Annotated in this window: 22 protein-coding genes; 17 read left to right on the top strand and 5 right to left on the bottom strand. The window is 68.1% G+C overall.

Annotated elements, in window-relative coordinates:
• Nucleotides 1-36: 36 nt before the first annotated feature.
• The gene (locus ACZ5CM_RS16665) at nucleotides 37-2,247 is read right to left on the bottom strand and encodes a glycosyltransferase family 2 protein (protein ID WP_464642798.1); all 2,211 of its coding nucleotides are present in this window, start codon (nucleotides 2,245-2,247) and stop codon (nucleotides 37-39) included.
• On the bottom strand, nucleotides 2,244-3,314 hold the full coding sequence (locus ACZ5CM_RS16660; RefSeq protein ID WP_464642796.1) for a glycosyltransferase family 2 protein: 1,071 nt from the start codon (nucleotides 3,312-3,314) through the stop codon (nucleotides 2,244-2,246). The genes ACZ5CM_RS16665 and ACZ5CM_RS16660 overlap by 4 nt, the downstream gene beginning before the upstream one ends.
• Before the next feature lie 146 nt (nucleotides 3,315-3,460).
• Between ACZ5CM_RS16660 and ACZ5CM_RS16655 the strand changes: the two genes are divergently transcribed.
• The 10 genes from ACZ5CM_RS16655 (at nucleotide 3,461) to ACZ5CM_RS16610 (ending at nucleotide 14,783) form a co-directional block, all read left to right on the top strand.
• On the top strand, nucleotides 3,461-5,698 hold the full coding sequence (locus tag ACZ5CM_RS16655) for a glycosyltransferase family 2 protein (RefSeq protein WP_464642795.1): 2,238 nt from the start codon (nucleotides 3,461-3,463) through the stop codon (nucleotides 5,696-5,698).
• Between the two features lie 46 nt (nucleotides 5,699-5,744).
• Nucleotides 5,745-6,377, top strand: coding sequence for a class I SAM-dependent methyltransferase (locus ACZ5CM_RS16650; protein ID WP_464642793.1), 633 nt, complete (start codon nucleotides 5,745-5,747; stop codon nucleotides 6,375-6,377).
• Between the two features lie 327 nt (nucleotides 6,378-6,704).
• Nucleotides 6,705-8,513: a phosphogluconate dehydratase gene (gene edd / locus ACZ5CM_RS16645; RefSeq protein WP_464642791.1), complete on the top strand. Its 1,809-nt coding sequence runs from the start codon at nucleotides 6,705-6,707 to the stop codon at nucleotides 8,511-8,513.
• Nucleotides 8,514-8,517: 4 nt separating this feature from the next.
• Nucleotides 8,518-9,183 (top strand): bifunctional 4-hydroxy-2-oxoglutarate aldolase/2-dehydro-3-deoxy-phosphogluconate aldolase, encoded by a 666-nt coding sequence (eda, locus tag ACZ5CM_RS16640; protein ID WP_464642789.1) that lies wholly within the window; start codon nucleotides 8,518-8,520, stop codon nucleotides 9,181-9,183.
• A complete protein-coding gene (pgi, locus tag ACZ5CM_RS16635; protein ID WP_464642787.1) occupies nucleotides 9,180-10,850 on the top strand; it encodes a glucose-6-phosphate isomerase in 1,671 nt (556 codons plus the stop codon). Before eda ends, pgi begins: the two co-directional genes overlap by 4 nt.
• A 124-nt stretch (nucleotides 10,851-10,974) precedes the next feature.
• Nucleotides 10,975-11,715: a PIG-L deacetylase family protein gene (locus tag ACZ5CM_RS16630; protein WP_464642785.1), complete on the top strand. Its 741-nt coding sequence runs from the start codon at nucleotides 10,975-10,977 to the stop codon at nucleotides 11,713-11,715.
• 130 nt (nucleotides 11,716-11,845) lie between these two features.
• Nucleotides 11,846-12,517, top strand: a complete 672-nt coding sequence (locus ACZ5CM_RS16625) for a 4-carboxy-4-hydroxy-2-oxoadipate aldolase/oxaloacetate decarboxylase (protein WP_464643018.1) — start codon at nucleotides 11,846-11,848, stop codon at nucleotides 12,515-12,517.
• A 66-nt stretch (nucleotides 12,518-12,583) separates the two neighbouring features.
• Nucleotides 12,584-13,657, top strand: a complete 1,074-nt coding sequence (locus ACZ5CM_RS16620) for a 4-oxalomesaconate tautomerase (RefSeq protein WP_464642783.1) — start codon at nucleotides 12,584-12,586, stop codon at nucleotides 13,655-13,657.
• A gap of 249 nt (nucleotides 13,658-13,906) precedes the next feature.
• Nucleotides 13,907-14,080, top strand: a complete 174-nt coding sequence (locus ACZ5CM_RS16615) for a CbtB domain-containing protein (protein WP_464642782.1) — start codon at nucleotides 13,907-13,909, stop codon at nucleotides 14,078-14,080.
• A gap of 4 nt (nucleotides 14,081-14,084) precedes the next feature.
• Entirely contained in the window at nucleotides 14,085-14,783 is a 699-nt protein-coding gene (locus tag ACZ5CM_RS16610) for a CbtA family protein (RefSeq protein WP_464642780.1), read from the top strand.
• Between the two features lie 61 nt (nucleotides 14,784-14,844).
• On the opposite strand, the gene ACZ5CM_RS16605 is transcribed toward ACZ5CM_RS16610, so the two are convergent.
• On the bottom strand, nucleotides 14,845-16,293 hold the full coding sequence (locus ACZ5CM_RS16605) for a cobyric acid synthase (protein WP_464642778.1): 1,449 nt from the start codon (nucleotides 16,291-16,293) through the stop codon (nucleotides 14,845-14,847).
• A gap of 5 nt (nucleotides 16,294-16,298) precedes the next feature.
• Nucleotides 16,299-16,916, bottom strand: coding sequence for a cob(I)yrinic acid a,c-diamide adenosyltransferase (gene cobO, locus ACZ5CM_RS16600; RefSeq protein WP_464642777.1), 618 nt, complete (start codon nucleotides 16,914-16,916; stop codon nucleotides 16,299-16,301).
• A gap of 194 nt (nucleotides 16,917-17,110) precedes the next feature.
• On the opposite strand from cobO, the gene ACZ5CM_RS16595 reads away from it, so the two are divergent.
• The 6 genes from ACZ5CM_RS16595 (at nucleotide 17,111) to hpaH (ending at nucleotide 22,688) form a co-directional block, all read left to right on the top strand.
• A complete protein-coding gene (locus ACZ5CM_RS16595) occupies nucleotides 17,111-17,605 on the top strand; it encodes a MaoC family dehydratase (RefSeq protein ID WP_464642775.1) in 495 nt (164 codons plus the stop codon).
• Nucleotides 17,602-18,432, top strand: coding sequence for a 3-oxoadipate:acetyl-CoA acetyltransferase (locus ACZ5CM_RS16590; RefSeq protein ID WP_464642774.1), 831 nt, complete (start codon nucleotides 17,602-17,604; stop codon nucleotides 18,430-18,432). The genes ACZ5CM_RS16595 and ACZ5CM_RS16590 overlap by 4 nt, the downstream gene beginning before the upstream one ends.
• A 126-nt stretch (nucleotides 18,433-18,558) precedes the next feature.
• Entirely contained in the window at nucleotides 18,559-20,073 is a 1,515-nt protein-coding gene (hpaE, locus tag ACZ5CM_RS16585; RefSeq protein WP_464642772.1) for a 5-carboxymethyl-2-hydroxymuconate semialdehyde dehydrogenase, read from the top strand.
• Between the two features lie 95 nt (nucleotides 20,074-20,168).
• Nucleotides 20,169-21,023, top strand: a complete 855-nt coding sequence (hpaD, locus tag ACZ5CM_RS16580; protein WP_464642770.1) for a 3,4-dihydroxyphenylacetate 2,3-dioxygenase — start codon at nucleotides 20,169-20,171, stop codon at nucleotides 21,021-21,023.
• Between the two features lie 4 nt (nucleotides 21,024-21,027).
• On the top strand, nucleotides 21,028-21,891 hold the full coding sequence (locus tag ACZ5CM_RS16575) for a fumarylacetoacetate hydrolase family protein (RefSeq protein ID WP_464642768.1): 864 nt from the start codon (nucleotides 21,028-21,030) through the stop codon (nucleotides 21,889-21,891).
• The gene (hpaH, locus tag ACZ5CM_RS16570; protein WP_464642766.1) at nucleotides 21,882-22,688 is read left to right on the top strand and encodes a 2-oxo-hept-4-ene-1,7-dioate hydratase; all 807 of its coding nucleotides are present in this window, start codon (nucleotides 21,882-21,884) and stop codon (nucleotides 22,686-22,688) included. Before ACZ5CM_RS16575 ends, hpaH begins: the two co-directional genes overlap by 10 nt.
• Nucleotides 22,689-22,821: 133 nt before the next feature.
• Here hpaH and ACZ5CM_RS16565 read toward each other — a convergent pair whose 3' ends face one another.
• Nucleotides 22,822-24,063, bottom strand: coding sequence for an acyl-CoA dehydrogenase family protein (locus tag ACZ5CM_RS16565; RefSeq protein ID WP_464642765.1), 1,242 nt, complete (start codon nucleotides 24,061-24,063; stop codon nucleotides 22,822-22,824).
• A 217-nt stretch (nucleotides 24,064-24,280) separates the two neighbouring features.
• Between ACZ5CM_RS16565 and ACZ5CM_RS16560 the strand changes: the two genes are divergently transcribed.
• On the top strand, nucleotides 24,281-25,126 hold the full coding sequence (locus tag ACZ5CM_RS16560) for a fumarylacetoacetate hydrolase family protein (RefSeq protein WP_464642763.1): 846 nt from the start codon (nucleotides 24,281-24,283) through the stop codon (nucleotides 25,124-25,126).
• The last annotated feature ends 55 nt before the right edge of the window (nucleotides 25,127-25,181 follow it).

The raw sequence follows: 25,181 nt of genomic DNA, 5'->3' as shown, positions 1-25,181 counted from the left end.
TCCCTGCGCGTCAACCGCAAATCGCGCCGCAGGGACTCAGTGCCGGGTTTCGCCGCGTTCGACGGTGAAAAAATAGTCGTCGTCGTGATCGCCCCAGACCACCTCGTCGGGGATGGCCTCGGGGCCGCGCAGGAACACGTTGGCCCCGAAATGCCGGTGCATCCGCGACAGCCGTTTCATCCGTTCGCCGGAGAGTTCGCGGTAGAATTTCAGCTGCGCGGGATCGGCCTTGAGCTGGGCGATGCGGGCGCGGTGGGCGGCGATGCAGGCCCGGTGCTGCGCGGCGATGTCGGAATCGGCCATGAGGCGGTCGAACTCGGCCTTCATGGCCGGGATCATCCGCTGGATCGAGGTGTCGCGCTCGGCATTGTTGTTCATGCGGAACCAGTAGGCCAGCCCCTGGTCGCGGTCCACATGGTTGACCCGGCCGCGGTCGCGCTTGACCAGGAAGCTTTCGGCATTGCGCACGGCGTAATGGTTCAGCGCCACCAGGTCATAGCCCCAGGTCTGCGTGGTCGAGCGCCAGGCGTTGCGGTATTCGTGCTGCGGCATAGGCCTGCCCGACCCGTTGACCCAGCGGATCCTGTCCCAGAGCTGCGGCTGCAATCCCTTGGGCCGGTGCACGCCCAGCTTCTTGAATATGCCGATATTGCGGAACAGGGTCTTGAACCCCCAGGCCTGGTGCGGCTTGGGGGCGAATTCCGGCGCGCAGCGATCGAACTGGGCGATGGTGAAGTCCTCGCGGAACTCGTCGATATCGGCATTTCCGAACAGCCGCCAGGTGCACGAGATCATGTTGGCGTCCCCCACCGCGGCATAGAGGTTCTCCAGCCGCCCCGCGCCCGCCTTGATGTTGATGTATTCGTCCACATCCATGCAGATGATCCAGTCGGCGGCGCGGATCACCTCTTCGTTCTCGGCGGCCTGGAGGGCGGCGTGCTGGGGTTTCAGGCCCATCTCGCGGAACGGGTTGTCGCGGTGCCGGACGATGCCCTTTTCCTGCAGCAGGTCGAAGAAGGCATCGGTGCCGTCGGTGCAGTCGTTCGTATAGACGAGGAAATCGCGCACCCCGATGGCCCGGTGATAGGCCAGCCATTCGAGGATGAAGGGGCCTTCGTTCTTCATGGTGGTGACGATGGCGGTGCGGTTGCCCGAAGGGTCGTGAGAGGCCAGCGCGACCTGCGGCGCGCGGACGGGTCTGGCTGACAGGGGGCCTTCGGCCAGCGCCACCAGATCGGGGCTTTCGATCAGCGACGATTTGGGCACGATGCGGCCCACGCTCTCCACCGGGTGGCGCACCGCCATGCAGCGGTAGAAGGGGTATTGCTGCACCGCGCGCATCCCCCCCACGCGCAGGCATTTCAGCACCGCGCCCTCGGGCATTCCGCCGGGTGCCACGCACCAGCGCCGGCGGAACTGGGGGCGGTCGAACTGCACGCAGACATGATCGCCGAAACCGGGCGGACGCCCCTTGCGCACCCGCCAGGGATAGGCGTGTTGGCCCACCAGCTCGATCACATGGCCCGGGGCGCGGGCGGCCAGCTCGAAGGGCGAGGGCAGGCGCGGCACCGGGCGCAGCAGGTCGTGCAGGTCGAGGCTGGCAATCGCCCGCGCTTCGGTCAGAAAGCGCCGGCGGGCGATGTCGAAGATCGACATCTCGTAAAGCGGCGCGCGCCAGGGGTCGGGGGCGGGGCGCCCCATCCGGTCCTTGCCCGGCGCCTCGGGCACGCAGAAGGGGTGGGATTCGGCCGGCAGGGCCGGATCGCCCAGTGGCAGCGGCGCGTGCACCACCACCACCCGCATGTCCATTTCCTCCTGCGCCAGGGCGCGGGCCAGCGCCTGCCATTCCGCCCGCTCGGCGTCGGGAGGGGCGCGCTCGAAGATCACCGCCCCGGTCATGCCGAAACGGTCGTGGTGCCAGCGCAGCCAGTCGAGGACCGTTCCGGCGGGTTCGCCATTGCGGGTGGCGATGGCCACGTTGCGCCCGGCCATGAGCGCCGGTTCGGCCTCGGCCACCGGGCCCAGCCGCGCGGCCTGCTGGCGCGGCACGGTCAGGATCGGGGCGCCGTTGACCGAAGTTTCGGCGAGGACTTCGCCGAGGGCGGCGCGGGCGGCCTCGGGCGCCGTGGCGCGGGTGAAGAAGCAGGTCGCGCAGGCGTCACCCGGGCCGGAAACGATATCGAGAACCGCCAGCCCTTCGCGGCCGCCTCCGGTCAGCCGCCGGAATGTCAGCACCGGCCCGGTCATGCCTGCATCTTCCTGATCTCGTTCTGGCGCATCACATAGGCCATCGCCTGGGCCGGCTCGGGGGGGCGGTTCTCGCCCAGAAGCGAGATCTTCCACGCCAGGCGCAGCTTCTCCATGTCCCAGGCCGCGGCCTTGGCGCGGGCGCGCCAGTCCATCATGCAGCGTTCATGGGCAGCCCGCACCGCCGGATCGGCCAGCAGATCGTCCATGGCCGCCCGCGTGGCCTCCAGCATCGGCAGGATGCGTTCCTCGCGCAGGGTGTTCCAGTTGCGCTCGACCCAGTAGTCGAGGCCCACGGGCCGGTCCATGTGATTGGGCAGGCCGCGCATGGCCTTGACCAGAAACTCCTCGACCGAGCGCAGGCAGTAGTGGTTCAGCCCGACCCTCTCGGTCCCGCGCGGCGTGCCGTAGAGGGTCAGGCGCGAATCCTGCCGGGCGAAGCGGTCGTCCAGCGCCTGCCCGTCCGGCCCCAGCCAGCGCGGCGGCGGGTCGGAGCGGCGGGCGCGCGGGCGGTGCACGCCGAGCCGGGCAAAGCGGTCGGGTCGGGCCAGCGTCTTGAACAGATGGGCGATGGGAAAATGCAGATCCGGCGGGGCCGCATGCAGGAAGCGTTCCGGCGTGATCCCCTCGGCCCGGCGCCGCGCTCCGCCCGAGCCGAACAGCCGCCAGGGCAGGGCCAGCGCGTCGCAGGGGCCGGATTCCTCCTCCATCCCGGCGACCAGATCCGGCAGGGTTCCGGCACCGGGCGCCAGCCACAGGAATTCGTCGCAGTCGAAGACCAGCACCCGATCGGCGTCGCGCAGCCGTTCATGGCCGCCGGCAAGCTTCAGCGCCTGCCACTGGGCCGAGGCCTTGCCGTCGTGGCGAAAGGGCACATGGGTGAGCACGCCTGTCCCCTCAAGCGCATCCAGCAGCGCCGGCGTGGCGTCCGTGCAGTCATGCGAAAAGATCAGGAAATGGTCTATCCCCAGCGGCAGGTGGTGGGCCACCCATTCAAGCAGATAGGACCCGTCATCGCGGATGCAGGTGACGCCGACGATGTTGCGGGCTGGGGGGGAAGGGCTCATGCCGGCACTGTGCCAAACCCGCCCGAGCGGCGCAAGCAGCCCCGCCCCGGCGCAGGATCGTTTACAAAATACACGCAATGGGCATATTCTCGCCGCAATCCCCGGCAAGAAGGGGACAATCGGGGCGGCAACAGGCATTTGGGCAGATGGCTTCGCAGATACTCGACCTCACCCTTTCCTCATATGCGTTCGAGGGGGATCACCCGTCGTTGATGCGCGACCGCATCGGCCCGTGGGAAGAGCGCGATCCCAATTACGACAATCGCTATGATTTCCGCACGCTGATCTATGACTGCCATTTCGACCCCGAACGGGACGAGGTGGTACTGACCTGCCCGTCGCTTCTGAACTTCCGGCCGCTGGTCGAGCAGGCCACCTTCCGCATCGACGGCATGACGGTGCCGATCCGCTCCATCGACGCGCTTTCGCGCGGCAATGCCGTCACCTTTCGCAACCCGGTGGAAACGCCGCGGGAAATCGCCTTCTCGCACCCGCTGTTCGAGGGGTCGCTGAAGATCAACCCGGTGCATCACGACGTGTTCGCGGGCACCAACACCATCTATGCCATCTCCAAGGACAACCGGCTGGAGTGGATCCGCGACTGGCTGAGCTATTATGTGCGCGAGCACGGCGCCAACGCAGTGGTGCTCTATGACAACCATTCCACCGCCTATTCGATGGACGAGCTCAAACAGGCCATGGCCTCGGTCGAGGGGATCGAGAAGGTGGCGCTGGTGCGGGCATGGTTCCCCTTCGGGCCGGGGGGGGCGGGCAATACCAATTTCAACTCGAAATTCCTGCACATGACCATGGTCGAGCTGGGCCGCAGGCGTCTTCTGGGCCGGGCGCGGGCGGTGCTGAACGTGGATATCGACGAGCTGGTGCATTCGCGCTCGGGGCGGTCGATCTTCGATGCGACGGTGGAGTCCGAACAGGGCTATGTGCGCATCGACGGCCGCTGGGCCTTTGCCGAGGCGCCCGCGGGCGGGCGGCTGGTGCGCCACGCCGATCACCGCTTCATCCGCCGCGACGGGCGGCCCAAGGTCAACCGCAAATACTGCGTCGCCCCCACCGGGCCGCTGGCCGGCAAGCCCTGGCTGACCCACCGGATCATCTCGCGCCGCGACCCGACCGACCCGGATTTCGGCTTCTGGCATTTCCGGCGCATCACCAGCAACTGGGACTATGACCGCGAGGATTTCGACCCCGCCCTGCTGGAGGAGGATCCGCGGCTGATCGAGACCATGAACCGCGTCTTCGGCGATGCCGCCGCGCCCCTGCCCGAGGGCGCGGGCAAGGCCCGGGCGGCAGCGGCGCAGGGCGAAGGGACGAAGGCCGGGGGGGCAAAATCCGCGGCGGCGGAAAAAAAAACGCCGCGCGCGGGGGCTGAGCGGCGCCGGGCGGGCCATGAGCACGCGCTGATCATCACCGCGATGAAGAACGAGGGGCCCTATATCCTCGAATGGGTCGCCTATCACCGGCTGCTCGGCTTCGACCATTTCCTCGTCTATACCAATGATTGCAGCGACGGCACCGACGCCATCCTCGACCGGATGTCCGAGCTGGGCATCCTCACGCACGAGCGCAACAGGGTGCTGCGCCGCGGGCCGCAGAAAAGCGCGCTGAAATACGCCTTCACCCACCCGGCCACGGCGCGGGCCGACTGGATCCTGGTGTCGGACGTGGACGAGTTCCTCAACATCAAGATCGGCGAGGGGCGGCTTGACGATCTTCTGGCGGCGGTGCCCGAGGCGGATGTGATCCCGGTGACCTGGCGGCTGTTTTCCAATGACGGCCGGGTGGAATTTTCCGAAAACCCGGTGATCGCGGATTATACCGATGCCGAACTGCCGGTGGAAAAGGGCGGGCAGGAGCGGCGCTTCGTCAAGTCCCTGTTCCGTCCCCATCCCGAGATCGAGCGCTTCGGCACCCATGGTCCCGTGCACCCGGACGAGGCTCTGGCCCGCATATGCTGGCGAATGCCCGACGGCCGCCCGGTCGATCCGGCCACCCGCACCCGGCCGCGGCGGCATTTCGCCTACGAGGTGGCGCAGATCAACCATTACGCAACCCGCTCGGTGGACAGTTACCTGGTCAAGAAGGACCGGGGCCGGGTCAACCACCACCGCCAGATCATGGGGTTGGACTACTGGAACAGGATGAATCTGGGCGGCGAGAGGGACACCTCCATCACCCGCTGGCTTGCGCCGCTGCGCGACGAGATGGCCGGCATTGCCCGTGACCCGGTGCTGGCCGGTCTGCTGGCGGACTCGGTCGCCTGGCACCGCCGGCGGATCGACGAGCTGCGCGCGCAGCCCGAATACGAGGCCCTGCGCAAAGAGATTCTGGGCCTCTCGCCCGAGGCGGCAAGGAAAACCGCCTGACGAAACGCAGCGGGCCGCGCGCCCGGATGGACTGACGGAGAAGAACATGGAAGCGGGATTGTCGAAGAACCCCATAGATCACCTGCATCACCGCGCGGCGGCGCGCTCGGCCGAGTTCATCGAGCGCGAAGGCCCCGGCGCGCTGATCTTTCCCAGAAAGCAGCGCCTGTGGCCGTGGCTGGCCACGCAGATCCCGGCCAAGGGCATCCTGATGGAATGCGGGGTGTGGAAGGGGCGCTCGATCAACGCCATGGCGCGGCATTTCCCCGACCGCACCCTGTTCGGCTTCGACAGCTTCGAGGGCCTCTCCGAGGACTGGGCCGGGGTCGATCTGGGCGAGGGCGCCTTCGACCTGAAGGGCGCCATGCCCGAGGTGGAGAAGAACGTGGTGCTGACCAAGGGCTGGGTCGAGGACACGCTGCCCGCCTTCTTCAAGAAGGAGAAGGGCAAGATTGCCTGGCTGCATGTGGACACCGACACCTATTCGCCGGCGAAGACGATCCTGTCCCTGGCCAAGTCGCGTTTCCAGAAGGGCACGATCGTACTGTTTGACGAGCTGATCGGCTATCCCTTCTGGGAGATGGGCGAATACCGCGCCCTGACCGAAGAGCTGGAGCGCGACCGCTACGAATTCATCGCCTTTTCCCAGATGCAGGCGGCGATCAGAATCATCAAGTGACCGCCGGGCCGGATTTTCGGCCTGACGGTCGCAGCCGGCCGGTCACGGCCGAAGGCTCAGGCGGCAGCTGCATCAGCATGTCCGTCCGCCGTGCCCGGTGCGGGCTTGCGGCCTGTATGTTCATCTGCCCCGGGACTGTTCTTTCTTCTCGGGTTTCGGGATGATAGAGCGACAGGCGCGCCGGGGGAAAGGTACCGGGACACGGAATTTTCGGATGAGTCCGTTTCCTCGCACCCTTGCCAGCGGCCGCCATCGGGGGGAAATTCGCCGGCGTGCCCTGGTGGCCTGCCAGTCACGCCGCGTCGGCAGAAAGCGGGATTCGAGGACATGGCATTGAATGAAACCGTCCGCCGCGTAACCAGACGAATTGTCGAACGCAGCGCGCCGCTACGGCGGGCCTATCTCGACCGGATGGCGGCGGCGCGCGAAAAGGGGCCGGCGCGGGCGCATCTGTCGTGCTCGGGGCAGGCACACGCCTATGCGGGGGCGGGGCCGGATCAGGCGGCGCTGGCCGAAGGGCGGGCGCCCAATCTGGGCATCATCACCGCCTATAACGACATGCTGTCCGCGCACCGGCCCTACGAGGACTACCCCCGCATCATCCGCGAAGTCGCCCGCGCCGCCGGTGCCACCGCTCAGGTGGCGGGGGGCGTGCCGGCCATGTGCGACGGCGTCACCCAGGGCGCGCCGGGGATGGAGTTGAGCCTGTTCTCGCGCGACGTGATCGCCATGGCGGCGGCGGTGGCGCTGTCCCATGACGTTTTCGACGCGGCGGTCTTCCTGGGCGTGTGCGACAAGATCGTGCCGGGGCTGGTGATCGCCGCCCAGGCCTTCGGCCACCTGCCAGCGGTGTTCCTGCCGGCCGGACCCATGACCAGCGGCCTGCCGAACGATGAAAAGGCCCGCCTGCGCCGCCAGTTCGCCCGCGGCGAGATCGGCCGCAAGGAGCTTCTGGAGGCCGAGATGGCGGCCTATCACGGCCCCGGCACCTGCACCTTCTACGGCACCGCCAACACCAACCAGATGCTGATGGAGATCATGGGCCTGCACCTGCCCGGCGCCAGCTTCATCAACCCCGGCACCGAACTGCGCGAGGCGCTGACCCGCGAAGGCGCGCGGCGGGCGCTGGCGATGACCGCGCTGGGGCAGGACTACACGCCGGTCAGCGAGATCCTCGACGAACGCGCCTTCGTCAACGGCATCGTCGGGCTGAACGCCACCGGGGGCTCGACCAACCTGCTGATCCACCTTGTCGCCATGGCTCGGGCGGGAGGGATCGTGCTCGACCTGCAGGATTTTTCCGACCTGTCCGAAGTGACCCCGCTGCTGGCGCGGGTCTATCCCAACGGGCTGGCCGACGTGAACCAGTTTCATGCCGCCGGCGGGATGGCCTGGCTGATCGCAGAGCTTCTGGACGCCGGCCTGCTGCATCCCGACACCCGCACCGTGGCCGGGGCGGGCCTGGCCGCCTATACGCGCGCGCCGAAGCTGAAGGACGGCGCGCTGGTCTGGGAAGAGGGCGCGCGGGATACGCTTGCTCCCGGCATCCTGCGCCCGGCAGGCGATCCGTTTCAGCCCACCGGCGGGCTGAAGCGGCTTGCCGGTTCGCTGGGCACGGCGGTCATCAAGGTGTCGGCGGTGGCGCCCGAACACCGTGTCGTCGAGGCCCCGGCGCGGGTGTTCCACGACCTTCAGGGGGTCAAGGCCGCCTTCCGGGCGGGGGAATTCACCTCGGACGTGGTGATCGTGCTGCGCTTTCAGGGACCGAAGGCCTGCGGCATGCCCGAGCTGCACAGCCTGACCCCGATCCTGACCATCCTGCAGGGGCGGGGGCTGAAGGTGGCGCTGGTGACCGACGGGCGGATGTCGGGGGCCTCGGGCAAGGTGCCGGCGGCCATCCATGTCTCGCCCGAGGCGCTCGACGGCGGGCCCATAGCAAAGCTGCGCGACGGCGACATGGTGCGGCTGGATGCCGAAGCAGGGCGGCTCGACGTGCTGGCCGAGGGCTTCGCCGCGCGTCCGCCGGCCGAGGCCGACCTTTCGGCTCATGCGGCGGGCATGGGGCGCGAGCTGTTCGCCGTCTTCCGCCGCAACGTCTCGTCGGCCGAGGCCGGCGCCAGCCTGTTCGGGGAGTGACGCCATGACCCTGACGCCGCAGGCGGCCAGCGGAAGGATGCGCGCGATCTGCGCGCTTGCCCCGGTGATCCCGGTTCTGGTGATCCATGACGCCGCCCATGCCCGGCCGCTGGCCGAGGCGCTGATCGCCGGCGGGCTGCCGGTGATCGAGGTGACGCTGCGCACGCCCGCGGCGCTGGCGGCGATCGAGGCCATGGCGGGGCTGGCCGGCGCCGTGGTCGGGGCGGGCACGCTGCTGAGCCCCGAGGACGTGCGCGCGGCCGGCGCGGCGGGGGCGGCGTTCGGGGTCTCTCCGGGGGCGACGGAGCGGCTGCTTGAGACCTGTGTGCACGAAACCCTGCCGCTTCTGCCCGGCGCGGCGACGGCGGGCGAGGTGATGGGGCTTCTGGAGCGCGGCCATGACATGGTGAAATTCTTTCCCGCCGAGGCGGCGGGCGGTTTGGCCATGCTGCGGGCGCTGGCCGGGCCGCTGCCGCAGGCGCGGTTCTGCCCCACCGGCGGCATCGGTCCGGGCAATGCCCGCGACTATCTGGCGCTGCCCAATGTGGCCTGTGTCGGCGGCAGCTGGGTGGCGCCGCCCGATCTGATCGCGGCCGGGGACTGGGGGGGGATCGAGATGCGCGCCCGCGAGGCGGCGGGGTTGAGACGGCAGGCGGAGGGGGCGGTATGAGCACGGGGCAGGGGACGGATCAGGGGGGTGCCACGGCGCCGCTGTGGCGGGCGCTGGAGGAAAACCGTGCGCGCAGCGCCAGCCGGCGCATCCTTTCGCTGTTCGACGACGATCCCGCGCGGTTCGAAGGTTACTCGGCCGAAAGCGACGGGATGCTGCTGGATTTCTCCAAGACCAACATCGACCGGGCGGCGCTGGATCTGCTGGTCGATCTGGCCTGCGCCGCCGGGGTCGAGGCCCGCCGCGAGGCCATGTTCCGCGGCGAGAAGATCAACGCCACCGAAGGCCGGGCGGCGTTGCACACGGCGTTGCGCACGCCCGGAGACGGGCCGCTGATCGTCGATGGCACCGACATCCGCTCCGGAGTGCGCGAGACGCTGGCGCGGATGGAACGGTTCGCCGAAGGCGTGCGTTCGGGCCGGATTGCGGCAGCCGGGGGGGCGCCGTTCTCGGATGTGGTCAATATCGGCATCGGCGGATCCGATCTGGGCCCGGAAATGGCGACCCGCGCCCTGGCGCCCTGGCATGACGGGCCGCGTTGTCATTTCGTGTCGAATGTGGACGGGGCGGCGATTTCCGATACCCTGGCCGGGCTGGATCCTGCGCGGACGCTGGTCATCATCTCGTCGAAGAGCTTTACCACGGTCGAGACGATGACCAATGCCGAAACCGCCCTGCGCTGGCTGCGTGCGGCAGTGGGCGAAGCGGCGCGTTTTCATCTGGCGGCGGTGTCCTCGGCGCCGGAGCGCACGGCGGCCTTCGGCGTGCCGGGCGATCGCGTCTTCGGTTATGCCGACTGGGTGGGCGGGCGCTATTCGGTCTGGGGGCCGGTGGGGCTGCCGGTGATGCTGGCGGTGGGGGCGGAGAATTTCCGCCGCTTCCTTGAAGGCGGCGCGGCCATGGACCGCCATTTCCGCGCTGCGCCGCTGCGGCGGAACCTGCCGGTGCTGCTGGGGCTGGTGGGCATCTGGCACCGCAACATCTGCGGTCATGCCAGCCGGGCGGTGGTGCCCTATGACCAGCGTCTTGCCCGCCTGCCCGCCTATCTTCAGCAGCTGGACATGGAAAGCAACGGCAAGGGCGTGCGGCTGGACGGTGCGCCGGTGCCGCGAGATTCGGGACCGGTGGTCTGGGGCGCTCCGGGCACCGACGGCCAGCACGCCTTCTTCCAGCTTCTTCACCAGGGCACCGATGTCGTGCCGGTGGAGTTCCTGATCGCCGCGCGGGGGCACGAGGCCGATCTGGCCCATCATCACGATCTGCTCAAGGCCGCCTGTCTTGCCCAGTCCGAGGCGCTGATGCGTGGGCGCAGCTTCGACGAGGCGCTGGAGATCGTCCGCGCCGCGGGCCTTGACGGGGAAGAGGCCCGCCGCCAGGCCGCGCATCGGGTCTTTTCCGGCAACCGGCCCTCGGTGACCATCGCCTATGAGCGGCTGACCCCCTTCGTCCTGGGTCAGATCGTGGCGCTTTACGAACACCGGGTCTTTACCGAAGCCACGATCTGGGGGATCAACCCGTTCGATCAGTGGGGGGTCGAGTTGGGCAAGGATCTGGCCGGCGCGCTGCTGCCGGCGGTTCGGGGTGACGAACCCGCCGCCGGTCGGGACGGGTCGACTCTGCGCCTGCTGGCAAGGCTGCGGCACGTGCCCGGTGACGACGACGGGTAAAGGCGCATCCCCGCCGATATAACCAGTTTCAATCGCGCGGTGCGGGTTTTCAAATGGCCGCGGTCGTGCCTGCGTTTATGGTCGGGGCAGGCGATCATCAACCGGGCATCAATCGGGGCGTGCCATGTCGGAAACAGGCCGGAAGACGGCATTGGTCATATCGGCGCATGCGGCCGATTTCGTCTGGCGCTGTGGCGGCGCGATCGCCCTGCATCAGCAGCTTGGCTATGAAGTGACGGTGGTCTGCCTGTCCTATGGCGAGCGCGGCGAAAGCGCGAGGCTGTGGAAGCAGGGCGGGATGACGCTGGAGAAGGTCAAGGCCTCCCGCCGGCGGGAGGCCGAAAATGCGGCATCCGCGCTGGGGGTGGCGGATATCCGGTTCCTGGATCTCGGGGATTACCCGCTGGAGATGGACCGCGAGGCAAAATTCCGGCTGGTGGAGATCATCCGCGAGGTGCAACCGCGCTGGATGATGAGCCATTCGAAATGGGATCCCTACAATACCGACCACATGTATGCCACGCAGGTGGCGCTGGAATGCCGGATGATTGCCCAGGCCTGGGGGCACGCGCCGGGGCAGAAGGTGCTGGGTGCGCCGCAGCTCTACCTATTCGAGCCGCATCAGACCGAGCAGATGGGCTGGAAGCCGGACGTGTTCCTGGACATCACCCCGGTCTGGGAGCGCAAGCGCGCCGCTATCGAGTGCATGGAGGGCCAGCATCACCTGTGGGAGTATTATACCAACGTGGCGCAGAACCGGGCCAATCACTTCCGCCGCAATTCGGGCGGGCAGGCCGGCGGGCGCGAGGCGAAATATGCGGAAGGGTTCCAGTCGGTCTTTCCGCGAACGGTGGATGAGTTGTGACGGCAGGCGGGGAAAGGCGCTTCGAAGCGCCTTTCGCACGCGGTTTGCAAACCGCGTTCAGACGCCGCTTGCAAGCGGCGTGTCCAAGGGCTTTTGAAAGCCCTTGGCCGGTGAAGGGAGCGTGAACACGATGGGCATTGTCCGGCAGAATGTCGAGCGCGCCGATCCCGAAGTTGTCGCCCGGTTGGGAGCGGCGGGCGTGGCGACGGTGCATGAGGCGCAGGGGCGGCGCGGTCTGATGTCGTCGCGGATGCGGCCGATCCAGCAGGATCTGGGTATCGCGGGACCGGCGGTGACGATCAGCGCCCCTCCGGGAGACAACTGGATGCTGCATGTGGCCATCGAGCAGCTGCGCGAGGGCGACATCATGGTTCTGGCGCCGACCGCGCCCTGCGACATGGGCTATTTCGGCGATCTGCTGGCCACCAGCGCCATGGCGCATGGCTGCCGGGCGCTGGTGATAGATGCCGGGGTGCGAGACACCCGCGAGCTGCGCGCGATGGGCTTCGGCGTGTGGTCCACTGCCATTTCGGCGCAGGGCACGGTGAAGGAGACGCTGGGTGCGGTGAACGTGCCGGTGGTCTGTGCCGGGGCGCCGGTCAATCCCGGCGACGTGATCGTGGCCGATGACGACGGGGTTTGCGTGGTGGCGCGTAGCGAGGCCGAGGCAGTGGCCGAAAAGGCGCAGGCGCGGCTGGCGGCGGAGGAGGAAACGCGGCGGCGGCTGGCGGCGGGCGAGCTGGGGCTGGACATCTACGGGATGCGCGAGAAGCTGGCGGCGAAGGGATTGAAATATGTCTGAGCGTGGCGCCCGGCGGGTCGGCCGGCCGGGGGCCAGCCCCCGGACCCCCGGAGTATTTCTGGCAAGATGAAAGGGCCGGTCGAAGGGGGGGGCGGCATTCGTGCCATGTGGATGCGGGGGGGGACCTCGAAGGGGGGGTATTTCCTGGCTTCGGATCTGCCTTCGGACGGGGCCGCGCGCGACCGGCTGCTGCTGCGGATCATGGGCTCGCCCGATCCCCGGCAGATCGACGGGATGGGCGGGGGCGATCCGCTGAGCTCGAAAGTGGCGGTGGTGCGGCCCTCGGATCGGCCGGGGGTGGATGTGGACTACCTGTTCCTTCAGGTCTTCGTGGATCGGCCAATGGTGACGGACGCGCAGAATTGCGGGAACATCCTGGCCGGGGTCGGGCCGTTCACCATCGAACGCGGGCTGGTGGCGGCGCGCGAGGGCGAGACGCCGGTGGTGGTCTGGATGGAGAATACCGGGCAGGTGGCCGAGTTGCGGGTCTGCACGCCGGGCGGGCGGGTGCGTTACGAGGGTGATGCCCGGATCGACGGTGTGCCGGGCACGGCCGCGCCGGTCTCGATCGCCTTTCGGGATACCGCCGGGTCCAGTTGCGGGGCGCTGCTGCCCAGTGGCCAGGTGGTGGATCTTGTTGACGGTATTGCGGTGACGATGATCGACAACGGGATGCCCTGCGTGCTGATCCGGGCCTCCGACCTGGGGGTTTCGGGCGACGAGGCGCCGGAGGTTCTGGAGGGCAATGCCGGGCTGCGGTCGCGGCTGGAGGCCATTCGCCTGGCCTGCGGGCCGTTGATGAACCTGGGGGATGTGGCGGAAAAGTCGGTTCCCAAGATGGTGCTGGTGGCGCCGCCCGGGGCCGGGGGAGCGGTTTCGACCCGGACTTTCATTCCGCATCACTGTCACCGGGCCATCGGCGTTCTGGGGGCGGTCAGTGTCGCCACCGCCTGTCTGCTGGAGGGAAGCGTCGCCCGCAGCGTTGCCTCTGTCGGAGAAGGGCCGCTGCGCAACCTGTCGATCGAACATCCCAGCGGCGAAATGACGGTGGTGGTCGAGCTGGACGAGGACGGCGCGGTGAGGCGGGCATCGATTCTGCGCACGGCGCGCAAGTTGATGGATGGTGTCGTTTTCGCCTGACGGCCGCAGGCGGCTCAAGCCTATAAGCAGGATTATGGTAAATGCATCCCTGTCAATGGCGGCGTTCGGTCGCATCGGCCGAGGCGGAGCGGCATCCGGGGAACCATTTCGTGGTGTGCATTTTTCCATTGCGAGGCGCCTGGCATGGCAATTATCTGAAACGGTCAACCGGGCCGGTGCAGGCCGGGGACAAGGAAAGATGCCGGTTCATTCGGTTCGGCGGCTGTGCAGGTGGCAAGGAGGATATCCATGATGACGACTGAAACATTCCGGGCTGCGGCCACCGGAACCCGGGTCGCCCCGGCGCTGCTGGCCGGAGCCATCGGGGTTGCTCTGATCGTGCTGGCGGGGATCGCGCAGGCCACCGTCCTGCATGACGCAGCCCATGACGTGCGCCACGCCACCGGCTTCCCCTGTCACTAGGCCCATGTTTTTCCGCATCGTCACCAGCGCGCTGTTGGCCGGGGCTGCGGCAGGACTGGTCGCGGCCCTGTTGCAGCTGGTGTTCGTGCAGCCGGTGCTGCTGCATGCGGAACTTTATGAATCGGGCGCGCTGGTGCATTTCGGGGCCGCGCCGATCAGTGCGCAGCAATCGCTGCCGGGCTTTCAGCCGTTGCGCGACGGGCTGAGCATCCTGTTCACCATGTTCACCTATACCGGGTTTGCGCTGGTCATGGTGGCGGTAATGTCGCTGGCAGATGCGCAGGGGCTGCCGGTGAACGGCCACGCCGGCATCCTGTGGGGGCTGGCCGGGTTCATCGCGGTGGTCTTCGCGCCGGGCCTGTCGCTGCCGCCCGAGGTGCCGGGCGTGGCCGCGGCTGATGTGCTGCCGCGCCAGGTCTGGTGGGTTTCCACCGTGATCGCGGCGGCCGTGGCGCTGTGGCTGATCGCCTTCGGGCGCGGCTGGACCGCCTGGAGCGTGGCCGTTGTGCTGCTGCTGGCCCCACATCTGATCGGCGCCCCCGAACCGGACAGCTTTGCCGGCCCCGTCCCGCCCGAAATCTCTGCCCTGTTCACCGCCCGCGCCTTTGGCGTGGCGATGGCCGGTTGGGCGGTTCTGGGCATCGTCGCCAGCCATCTGTGGCAGCGCGAGGCACGACGGCAGCCCGGGGATGGGGCGGTCTGACGGCCCCCCTGCCCGGTTCCCGGCCTGTTTCGCGACCACCGACAGCCCCGCATCGCCGGTTTCATCGCGCCGCCGCCAGGAGGGCGTCCACATCGAGATGCATCTCCATGTGATCGGCCAGAGCCTCCAGCGTGGCCTCGACCGTGGCCGCGTGGGACAGGTCGGAACCTTCCGCCCCCCACCGCATCAGCATTTGGCGGCGGAAGGCATCGTCGCGGAACAGCCCGTGCAGATAGGTGCCGATCACCCGCCCGTCGGGGCTGGTCGCGCCATCGGGGCGGCCGTCCACATGGGCGAAGGGGCGGGCGCAATCGGCCCCCTGCGTGCGCCCGACATGGATTTCGTAGCCGTCAAGCCCCAGGCCCGATTCCGCATGAACCGCCCGCACCCGCCGTACCCGCTTGTCGGCGGCCATCACCGTGGTCACGTCCAGCAGGCCCAGCCCGCGGGTTTCGCCCGGCTCGCCCTCGGCCCCGGCGGGATCGGCCACGATCCGGCCCAGCATCTGGTAGCCGCCGCAGATGCCCAGCACCCGCCCGCCGCGCCGGTGATGGGCGATCAGGTCCACGTCCCAGCCCTGCGCCCGCAGGAAGGCCAGGTCGCCGCGGGTCGATTTCGTGCCGGGCAGGATCACCAGGTCGGCATCGGCGGGGATCGGCCGGCCTGGCGCCAGCATGGTCAGGCGCAGCCCCGGCTCCTGCGCCAGGGGGTCGAGATCGTCGAAATTGGCGATCCGCGACAGCTGCAGGCAGACCGCGTGAAAACCGCCCTCGCCCCGATCGCTCCGGGCGATGTCCTGGGCATCCTCGGCCGGCAGTTTCCAGGCATCGGCGAACCAGGGCAGCACGCCGAAGCCGCGCCAGCCGGTGCGCCTTTCGATCAGGCGGTAGCCGTCCTCGAACAGCCGCGCATCGCCGCGAAAGCGGTTGATGACAAAGCCCGCGATCATCGCCGCATCGGCCGCATCCAGAACCGCCTGCGTGCCGACGATCTGGGCGATCACCCCGCCCCGGTCGATGTCGCCCACCAGCACCACCGGCACATCCGCCGCGCGGGCAAAGCCCATGTTGGCGATGTCGCGGGGGCGCAGGTTGACCTCGGCCGGGCTGCCGGCGCCTTCGACGATCACCAGCTCATGGGCGCGCGAGAGGCGGGCGAAGCTGTCCAGCACCGCCTTCATCAGCCGCCCCTTCAACGCCCCGTAATCGCGGGCCGCCACGGTGGCCAGCCGCCGCCCCTGCACCACCACATGGGCGCCGCGATCGGTCTCGGGCTTGAGCAGCACCGGATTCATGTCCACCGAGGGCTCCAGCCCGCAGGCCCGCGCCTGCAGGGCCTGGGCGCGGCCGATCTCGCCCCCGTCGGCGGTGACGGCGGCGTTGTTCGACATGTTCTGCGGCTTGAAGGGCGCCACCGAGATCCCCCGCCGCCGCGCCGCCCGCGCCAGCCCCGCCACCAGCAGCGACTTGCCGACATTCGAGCCGGTCCCCTGCAGCATCAGCGCGGGCATCGCGCTCAGAACTCCACGCCCGGCTGGGCCTTGATCCCGTCGCGGAAGGGGTGCTTGACCAGGGTCATCTCGGTGACCAGATCGGCCGCCTCGATCAGCGGCGCGGGCGCGTTGCGGCCGGTCAGCACCACATGGGTCATGGGCGGCTTTTCGGTTTCGAGAAACGCCACCACCTCGCCCGGGTCGAGATAGCCATAGCGCAGGGCGATATTGATCTCGTCCAGCAGCACGAAGCGGATCCGGGGGTCGCGGATGAATTCCTGCGCCGCCTGCCAGCCGCGCCTTGCCGCGGCGATGTCGCGTTCGCGGTCCTGGGTTTCCCAGGTGAAGCCCTCGCCCGAGATGACGAAGCGGCATTCCTCGGCGAAGCGCTCGCGCAGGAAGGTGGCCTCGCCGGTCTTCCAGCTGCCCTTGATGAACTGCACCACGGCGCAGGGCATCTTGTGGGCGATGCAGCGCATCACCATGCCGAAACCCGAGGACGACTTGCCCTTGCCGGCGCCGGTGAGCACGATGATCAGCCCCTTCTCGCCGGTCTTTTCCGCCATCATCCGGTCGCGCGCGGCCTTGATCTTCCGCATCCTCGCGCGGTGGCGCGCGTTTTCGTCCTGTTCGTCCTGCATGGGCTGCCCGGTCCTGTCCTGTCTTTCGGCTGCGGCGACTATGCCGCCGCCGCCGGGCCGGGGCAAGCGCGACCCGAGCCCGGCCAAGAGGGCCGGCGGAAACGCTGCGGAAGATGCGCTTTTCGCGGTTGAGGCCCCGGGCGCGACCTGCAACCAATACCGGCACGATGCGATACCTGAGGAAAGGAGCGGAAATGACCCCGCAGGACGAGCTGAACTTCATCCCCTTCGAAAGCTTCGAGGTGGGACAGGTGCAGGAATTCGGCGCCTATGAGGTGACCGAGGAGGAGATCGTCGAATTCGCCCGCAAATACGATCCGCAGTTCTTCCACCTCGACCCCGAGGCGGCGAAGAAATCTCTGTTCGGAGGGCTCTGCGCCAGCGGCTGGCACACCTGCGCCATGACCATGCGCATGATGGTGGACCACATGGACCGCCACGGCCGCTCGCTGGGCTCGCCCGGCCTTGACAACCTGCGCTGGCGCCATCCGGTCTATCCCGGAGACGTGCTGTCGGTGCGGATGGAGGTGACCGGCCTTCAGCCCTCGAAAAGCCGCCCCGAAATCGGTATCGTGCTCAGCCATGTCAGCGTGCGCAACCAGAAGGGAACCGTGGTGATGGAGTTTCTCAGCAAGGGCATCTTCCCGCGCGGCGGAGGCAGGGCCGAAGCGGATGGCGACGCGCGATGAAGCCCTGCATCATCTGCGTGGCGATCACCGGATCGGTCCCGACGAAGGCGGACAACCCCGCCGTCCCGATCACCGTCGAGGAGCAGATCGAAAGCACCCATGAGGCCTTCGAGGCCGGCGCCGCCATCGTCCACGCCCATGTGCGCAACGACGACGGCACGCCGACCAGCGACCCCGAGCGTTTCGCCCGGCTGCTGGAGGGCATCCGCAAGCACTGCCCCGGCATGATCGTCCAGTTCTCGACCGGCGGGCGGTCGGGTTCGGGGCGAGAACGCGGCGGCATGCTGGGGCTGCGGCCGGACATGGCCTCGCTGGCGGTGGGCTCCAACAACTTCCCCACCCGGGTCTATGAAAACAGCCCCCAGCTGATCGACTGGCTGGCCGGCGAGATGCGCAAATTCCACGTCAAGCCCGAGATCGAGGCCTTCGACCTCTCTCATATCCATCAGGCGGTGGCGATGAACCGCGACGGGCGGATTGAGGGGCGGCTCTATGTCCAGTTCGTGATGGGGGTGAAGAACGCCATGCCGGTGGATCGCGAGGTGTTCGATTTCTATGTGCGCACGATGGAGCGCCTTGCCCCCGAGGCCGAATGGTGCGCCGCCGGCATTGGCCGTCACCAGATCGCACTCAACGAATGGAGCATCAGCGCGGGCGGCCATTGCCGGACGGGGCTTGAGGACAATATCCGCCTCGACCGCGAAACCCTGGCGCCATCCAATGCGGCGCTGGTGCGGCGGGCGGTGGATCTGTGCGAAAGATACGGCCGCCCCGTCGCCGACTGGCGCACGGCGCGCGAGATGCTGGATCTGCCGATGCCGGTGTGATCCGCCCGGGCGCGGCGGACGGTGGAAATATGCGCATGAAAATAGTTGACTTGTTAATCAGTTTCGTGGCAGGATTTCCGTCGAACCGGAACGGCCGGTGGCCCGGGGACAGCGACAGGAGCCCACATGTCCGATCTTGCCCGCAACATCGAGAAGCTGAACGGGTATCTTTCCCGTTTTCGCGAGGGCGGCATCCTCAACCGCATCGGCGGGCAGGACTGTGTCGGGGCGGCGGGTGTGTTCGAGACGATCTCGCCCGTCGATGAAAGCGTGATCTGCTCGGTGGCCCGTGGCGGGGCCGCGGACATCGATGCCGCCGCCCGCGCCGCGCATGATGCCTTCCCGGCCTGGCGCGACATGGCGGCGGCCGAACGCAAGCGGATCCTCATGCGCATCGCCGACGGAATCGAGGCCCGCGCCGAGGAAATCGCGCTGTGCGAATGCTGGGATACGGGGCAGGCGCTGCGCTTCATGTCCAAGGCGGCGCTGCGCGGGGCCGAGAATTTCCGCTTTTTCGCCGAAATGGCACCGCGGGCGCGGGACGGGCAGAATCTGCCCTCGCCCACGCTGATGAACGTCACCACCCGGGTGCCGATCGGGCCGGTGGGGGTGATCACGCCGTGGAACACGCCCTTCATGCTGAGCACCTGGAAGATCGCTCCGGCGCTGGCGGCGGGCTGCACGGTGGTGCACAAGCCGGCCGAGCTGTCGCCGCTGAGCGCGCGGATCCTGATCGAGATCGCCGAAGAGGCCGGCCTGCCTGCGGGGGTGTGGAATCTGGTCAACGGCTTCGGCGAGGAGGCCGGCCGCGCCCTGACCGAGCACCCCCTGATCCGCGCCATCGCCTTCGTGGGCGAATCCCGCACCGGAGCCGCGATCATGCGCCAGGGCGCCGACACGCTCAAACGGGTGCATTTCGAACTTGGCGGCAAGAACCCGGTGATCGTGTTCGACGACGCCGACCTCGACCGGGCGCTGGATGCGGCGGTGTTCATGATCTACTCGCTCAACGGCGAGCGCTGCACCTCGTCCTCGCGGCTGCTGGTGCACGAAAGCATCGCCGACGACTTCGAGACACGCCTGGCTGCGCGGGCCGAGGCCATCCGGGTGGGCCATCCCCTCGACCCGGAAACCGAAATCGGGCCGCTGATCAACGCGGGTCATTTCGCCAAGGTGACGGGCTATTTCGACAAGGCCCGCGCCGAAGGCGCCACCATCGCCGCGGGCGGGCGCCGCGAGGGAAAAACGGGCTTCTTCGTCCGCCCTACCCTGTTCACCGGCGCGCGGCCCCACATGGCCATCGCGCAGGAGGAGATCTTCGGCCCGGTGCTGACGGCGCTGCGCTTCGCGACCGAAGACGAGGCCCTCGCCATCGCCAACGGCACCCCCTACGGGCTCACCGCCTATGTCTGGACCGAAAACCTCTCCCGCGCCCTGCGCATCACCGACCGGCTGGAGGCTGGGATGATCTGGGTCAATTCCGAGAATGTCCGCCATCTGCCCACGCCCTTCGGCGGGGTCAAGGCCAGCGGCATCGGCCGCGATGGGGGCGACTGGAGCTTCGAGTTCTACATGGAGCAGAAGCATGTGGGTTTTGCCCGTGGCGGCCATCGCATCCCCCGGCTGGGGGCGGGTGGCTGAGCGGGGCGGATTTTCGTGGGGCTCTGCCCCACACCCCGGAGTATTTGGGGCAAGAGGAAGGAGCGGGCGGTGCCCGAGCGACGGAGGAGGAGGAAATGGGAGAGCTGGTTCTGGCTGCCAAGGTGACCCATGTGCCGACCATGCTGCTGTCGGAGCAGGAGGGGCGGCTGAAGGGCACCCGTCAGGCGGCCATCGACGGGCATCTGGAGATCGCGCGGCGGGCGCGGGATCTGGGGATCGATACGGTGGTGGTCTGCGATACGCACTGGCTGGTAAATGCGGGGTTTCACGTCAATGCCAATGCCCGGTTCCGGGGCGTGTTCACCTCGAACGAGTTTCCGCAGTTCATTCGCGACATGCCCTATGAATATGAGGGCAACCCGGCGCTGGGTGATGCCATTGCCGAGAAGGCGACCGCGATGGGCGTTCATACTCTGGCCCATCATCTGGACAGTCTGGAGCTGGAATACGGCACGCTGGTGCCGATGCGCTTCATGTCGCGCGAACATGAAATGAAGGTGGTTTCGGTGGCCGCCTGGTGCAGCGTGCATGACCACGAGGAAAGCCGTGTTCTTGGTGCGGCGATTCGGGCCGCGATCGAGGCAAGCGACAGCCGGGTGCTGCTGCTGGCTTCGGGGTCGCTGTCGCATCGGATCTGGTCGAACCGGGATTACGGGCCGAACAACGGCACCTTCACCATCAGTTCCGAGTTCAACCGTCAGGTGGATCTGCATGTACTGGAGATGTGGAAGCGCGGCGATCATGCGACCTTTCTGAAGATGCTGCCGGACTATGCCCGTCTGTGCCATGGCGAGGGGCTGATGCATGACACGGCGATGCTGTACGGGGCGCTCGGCTGGGATGAATATGCCGGCCGCTGCGAGGTGGTGACAGCGTATTTCCCCTCGTCCGGCACCGGGCAGGTCAATGTCGTCTTCCCGGTGGAGTGAGCCGGTGCGCCTGGCCAGTTGCAATGTCGGCGGCAGCCTTCTTTACGGGGCGATCGTCGATGACGGTTTCATTGCCCTGTCACCGGATTTCCCTCAGTGGCCCGGCCTGCGCGAGGTGATTGCGGCGGGGGGGCTGTCCGATCTGGAGCAGGCGGCGACGGGGCGGGCGGTCACCCATCCCTTTGGTGCCTTCGTCCATGAAATCCCGGTGACGAACCCGGAAAAGATCATCTGCGTGGGGGTCAATTTCCCCGATCGCAATGCCGAGTATCGCGACGGCAGTACCCAGCCCGCGCATATGTCGCTGTTTCCCCGCTTTGCGCGCAGCTTCACCGGGCATGGGCGCCCGCTGATCCGCCCTCCCGAAAGCCGGATGCTGGATTACGAGGGCGAGCTGGCGGTGGTGATCGGCCGCGGCGGGCGGCGGATCGCGCCCGGGGACGCCTATGACCACATCGCCGCGCTGACCATCTGCAACGAAGGCACCATTCGCGACTGGGTGCGGCACGCCAAGTTCAACGTCACCCAGGGCAAGAACTGGGACCGCTCGGGGGCGATGGGGCCGTGGATCGTGCCCTTCACCGACCCGGCCCAGATCGACGCCGCCCGCATCACCACGCGGGTCAATGGCGAGGTCCGCCAGGATGCGGCTGTGGCCGACATGCTGTTTTCCGTGCGCGCGCAGATCGCCTATATCTCGACCTTCACCACGCTGGTGCCGGGCGACATCATCGTCACCGGCACGCCCACCGGCGCCGGCGCGCGGCGCGACCCGCCGCAATTCCTGGCCCCCGGCGATGTGGTCGAGGTCGAGGTGAGCGGCATCGGCATCCTGCGCAATACCGTCGAGGACGAGCAATGCCCCTGAGCGCGGCCGAAATCGCGACCGCTGCCGCCGATCTTCTGGAGGCCGAGGCGACGGGCCGGCAGATCGGCCTTCTGTCGCGGCGGCACCCGCAGATGAGCATGGACGACGCCTATGCGGTGCAGGCGGCGCTGGTGGCGGCGAAACTCGCGCAGGGGCGGCGGGTGGCGGGGTGGAAGATCGGGCTGACCTCGCGGGCCATGCAGCAGGCGCTGGGGATCGAGACCCCCGATTCGGGGGTACTGCTTGACGACATGGAGTTCGCCTCAGGCGCGGTGGTGCCGGCGGGGCGCTTCATCCAGCCCCGCGTGGAGGCCGAGATCGCCTTTTTCATGCGCGCCCCTCTGGCCGGCGAGGGGGTCACGCGCGAGGACGTCCTGGCGGCGACGGCGCAGGTGGCACCGGTGCTGGAGATCCTCGACACCCGCATCCTGCGCCGCGACCCCGAAACCGGACAGGCGCGCAATGTCTGCGACACCATTGCCGACAATGCCGCCAATGCGGGATATGTGCCGGGGCCGCAGCGCCACCCGCCGGAGGCCTTCGATCTGCGCTGGACCGGCGCCATCGTCAGCCGCGACAGCGTGGTGGAAGAGACCGGCCTGGGCGCCGGCGTGCTGGGCGACCCGGTGGCCGGGGTGGTCTGGCTGGCCCGCCGCCTGGCCCGTTACGGCCGGCGGATCGAAGCCGGGCAGGTGATCCTGTCGGGCAGCTTCATCCGCCCCGTCGAATGCCCGCCCGGCACCCGGATCGAGGCCGATTTCGGCCCCTTCGGACGGGTCGAAATCGGCTTTGCCTGACGGTGCGGAGGGCGTGGCGGGGGCGTGCGGGGCCTGAACACATCCGTTCATGCCCGTTCACGGGACATGCACGCCCTTGCCTGCCGAATGTCCGGGGGGCGCGAAACCGGTGCCCACTTTCGAGCGACATGCTCTACCGCTCCGGCGGCGTGAGATAGTCCATCGACTTGCCGCGGTTGCTTTCCTTCAACTCCAGCCGCGCCACCGCCTGCAGGTGCACCTCGTCCGGTCCATCGGCAAAGCGCAGCGCGCGGCCCCAGGTGTAGTGATCGGCCAGCGGTGTGTCGGGCGTCAGCCCCATTGCCCCGAACAGCTGCATCGCCCGGTCGGTGATCCGCGTATGCAGGCTTGGCGCCACCACCTTGATCATCGAGATTTCCTTGCGCGCGGCCCTGGCCCCCACATTGTCGATCATCCAGGCGGTCTTGAGCACCAGCAGCCGGGCCTGTTCGATCTCGATCCGCGATTTCGCGATCCATTCGCGCACCACCCCCTGCTCGGAGAGGTATTTGCCGAAGGTCTTGCGCTCCTGCGCGCGTTCGACCATCAGCTCCAGCGCCAGTTCGGCCGCGCCGATCGAGCGCATGCAGTGGTGAATCCGCCCCGGCCCCAGCCGCGCCTGGGCCAGGGCAAAGCCGGCGCCCTCCTCGCCGAGGAGGTTGCTCACCGGCACGCGAACGTTGCGAAACAGGATTTCGGCATGCCCCTCGGGGGCGTGGTGGTTGAGGATCGTGGGATTGCGGACGATCTCGACGCCGGGGGTGTCGCGGGGCACGATCACCATGCTCTGCTGGCGGTGGCGGTCGGCATCGGGGTCGGTCTTGCCCATCAGGATGAACACCCGGCAATTCGGGTGGCAGGCGTTCGAGATGAACCACTTGCGCCCGTTGATGACGTATTCGTCCCCCTCGCGCCGGATCGAGGTGGTGATGTTGGTGGCGTCCGATGAGGCCACGTCCGGTTCGGTCATGGCAAAGGCCGAGCGGATTTCGCCCCGCAAGAGCGGCATCAGCCACCTCTCGCGCTGTTCGGGGGTGGCGAACATGTGCAGAAGCTCCATGTTGCCGGTGTCGGGGGCCGAGCAGTTGAACACCTCGGACGACCACGGCACCCGGCCCATGATCTCGGCCAAGGGGGCGTATTCGAGGTTGCTCAGTCGGGTTCCGGGTTCGTCATCGCGCAGGCCCGGCAGGAACATGTTCCACAGCCCCTCTTCGCGGGCCAGCGCCTTGAGGTCCTCCATGAAGGAAACCGGGAATTTCCCCGCCTGGGTTTCCTCGTGGTGCTGGCGGATGCGGGGGATGATATGGGCATCGGTGAATGCGATCAGCCGTTCCCGCATTTCCTGCGTTTTTGGGGAATAGGCGAAATCCATGGGGCGCCTCCTTCATCATGCCGTGAGATCGTGAACAGATTAACCGCGCCGGCCGCATTTGCCATGGGGAACTGCAAGGAACCCCACGTCACGGGCACGAAGGTGACGCCTGGGCCGGCGGCGATTTTCCGGCCCGGTCGGCGCAAGAGCGGTTGACCACGGGGGGCGAAGCCTGCGAAACCGGCGGCGACCGGCTTACAGGAGGACAGGACAGGAAATGAAACTTCTCAGGTTCGGGCCCCGGGGCCAGGAAAGACCCGGAATGCTGGATGCGCAGGGCAATGTCCGCGACCTGTCGGGGCATGCGGCCGATCTTGCCGGCGACGGCGTATCGCTGGAGGCGCTGGAGGCCTTGCGCGGGATCGACCCGGCCTCGCTGCCGCTGGTGGAAGATCCCGGTCGCATCGGCCCCTGCCTGGGGTGGGTGCCGAATTTCTACTGCATCGGCCTGAACTATACCCGTCACGCCGCCGAAACCGGGGCCGCGCCGCCGAAGGAGCCGATCATCTTCAACAAGGCGACCACCGCGCTGAGCGGGCCGGACGATCCGGTCGTCATCCCGCGCGGTTCGGTCAAGACCGACTGGGAGGTAGAGCTGGGCGTGGTGATCGGGCGCGAGGCGCTTTACATTGGCGAGGACGAGGCGTTGGATCATGTGGCCGGGTATTGCGTCATCAATGACGTGTCCGAGCGCGAATTCCAGATCGAGCGTGGGGGGACGTGGATGAAGGGCAAGTCGGCGCCCTCCTTCGGCCCCTGCGGGCCGTGGCTGGTGACGGCCGACGAGGTGCCGGACCCGCAGGCGCTGGAGCTGCGGCTGTCGCTGAACGGCGAGGTGATGCAGGAGTCCAGCACCTCGGACATGATCTTCGGCGTGGCACGGATCGTGGCCTACATGTCGAACTTCATGCGGCTGGTTCCGGGCGACGTGATTGCGACGGGCACGCCTTCGGGTGTGGGCATGGGCATGACGCCCCAGCGTTTCCTGCGGCCCGGCGACGTGCTGGAGCTGGAGGTCGAGGGTCTGGGCCGTCAGCGGCAGGAAGTGGTGGCCGCGGATTGAGCGGATCGGGCGGGGGGCGCTGCCCCCCGCGCCCCCCGGAGTATTTTTCGCAAGA

The organism is Piezobacter thermophilus, from assembly GCF_055386745.1.
Note: the sequence above shows the minus strand (reverse complement) of the source record. Positions and strands in the feature narration are given on the sequence as shown.

Coding starts and splice junctions, on each gene's coding strand:
- ACZ5CM_RS16650 (WP_464642793.1), top strand. CDS start 5,745: ATGGAAGCGGGATTGTCGAAGAACCCCATAGATCACCTGCATCACCGC.
- ACZ5CM_RS16620 (WP_464642783.1), top strand. CDS start 12,584: ATGAAAGGGCCGGTCGAAGGGGGGGGCGGCATTCGTGCCATGTGGATG.
- ACZ5CM_RS16625 (WP_464643018.1), top strand. CDS start 11,846: ATGGGCATTGTCCGGCAGAATGTCGAGCGCGCCGATCCCGAAGTTGTC.
- hpaD (WP_464642770.1), top strand. CDS start 20,169: ATGGGAGAGCTGGTTCTGGCTGCCAAGGTGACCCATGTGCCGACCATG.
- ACZ5CM_RS16605 (WP_464642778.1), bottom strand. CDS start 16,293: ATGCCCGCGCTGATGCTGCAGGGGACCGGCTCGAATGTCGGCAAGTCG.
- ACZ5CM_RS16630 (WP_464642785.1), top strand. CDS start 10,975: ATGTCGGAAACAGGCCGGAAGACGGCATTGGTCATATCGGCGCATGCG.
- cobO (WP_464642777.1), bottom strand. CDS start 16,916: ATGCAGGACGAACAGGACGAAAACGCGCGCCACCGCGCGAGGATGCGG.
- edd (WP_464642791.1), top strand. CDS start 6,705: ATGGCATTGAATGAAACCGTCCGCCGCGTAACCAGACGAATTGTCGAA.
- pgi (WP_464642787.1), top strand. CDS start 9,180: ATGAGCACGGGGCAGGGGACGGATCAGGGGGGTGCCACGGCGCCGCTG.
- ACZ5CM_RS16660 (WP_464642796.1), bottom strand. CDS start 3,314: ATGAGCCCTTCCCCCCCAGCCCGCAACATCGTCGGCGTCACCTGCATC.
- ACZ5CM_RS16610 (WP_464642780.1), top strand. CDS start 14,085: ATGTTTTTCCGCATCGTCACCAGCGCGCTGTTGGCCGGGGCTGCGGCA.
- ACZ5CM_RS16560 (WP_464642763.1), top strand. CDS start 24,281: ATGAAACTTCTCAGGTTCGGGCCCCGGGGCCAGGAAAGACCCGGAATG.
- ACZ5CM_RS16565 (WP_464642765.1), bottom strand. CDS start 24,063: ATGGATTTCGCCTATTCCCCAAAAACGCAGGAAATGCGGGAACGGCTG.
- ACZ5CM_RS16595 (WP_464642775.1), top strand. CDS start 17,111: ATGACCCCGCAGGACGAGCTGAACTTCATCCCCTTCGAAAGCTTCGAG.
- hpaH (WP_464642766.1), top strand. CDS start 21,882: ATGCCCCTGAGCGCGGCCGAAATCGCGACCGCTGCCGCCGATCTTCTG.
- ACZ5CM_RS16615 (WP_464642782.1), top strand. CDS start 13,907: ATGATGACGACTGAAACATTCCGGGCTGCGGCCACCGGAACCCGGGTC.
- ACZ5CM_RS16655 (WP_464642795.1), top strand. CDS start 3,461: ATGGCTTCGCAGATACTCGACCTCACCCTTTCCTCATATGCGTTCGAG.
- hpaE (WP_464642772.1), top strand. CDS start 18,559: ATGTCCGATCTTGCCCGCAACATCGAGAAGCTGAACGGGTATCTTTCC.
- ACZ5CM_RS16665 (WP_464642798.1), bottom strand. CDS start 2,247: ATGACCGGGCCGGTGCTGACATTCCGGCGGCTGACCGGAGGCGGCCGC.
- ACZ5CM_RS16590 (WP_464642774.1), top strand. CDS start 17,602: ATGAAGCCCTGCATCATCTGCGTGGCGATCACCGGATCGGTCCCGACG.
- eda (WP_464642789.1), top strand. CDS start 8,518: ATGACCCTGACGCCGCAGGCGGCCAGCGGAAGGATGCGCGCGATCTGC.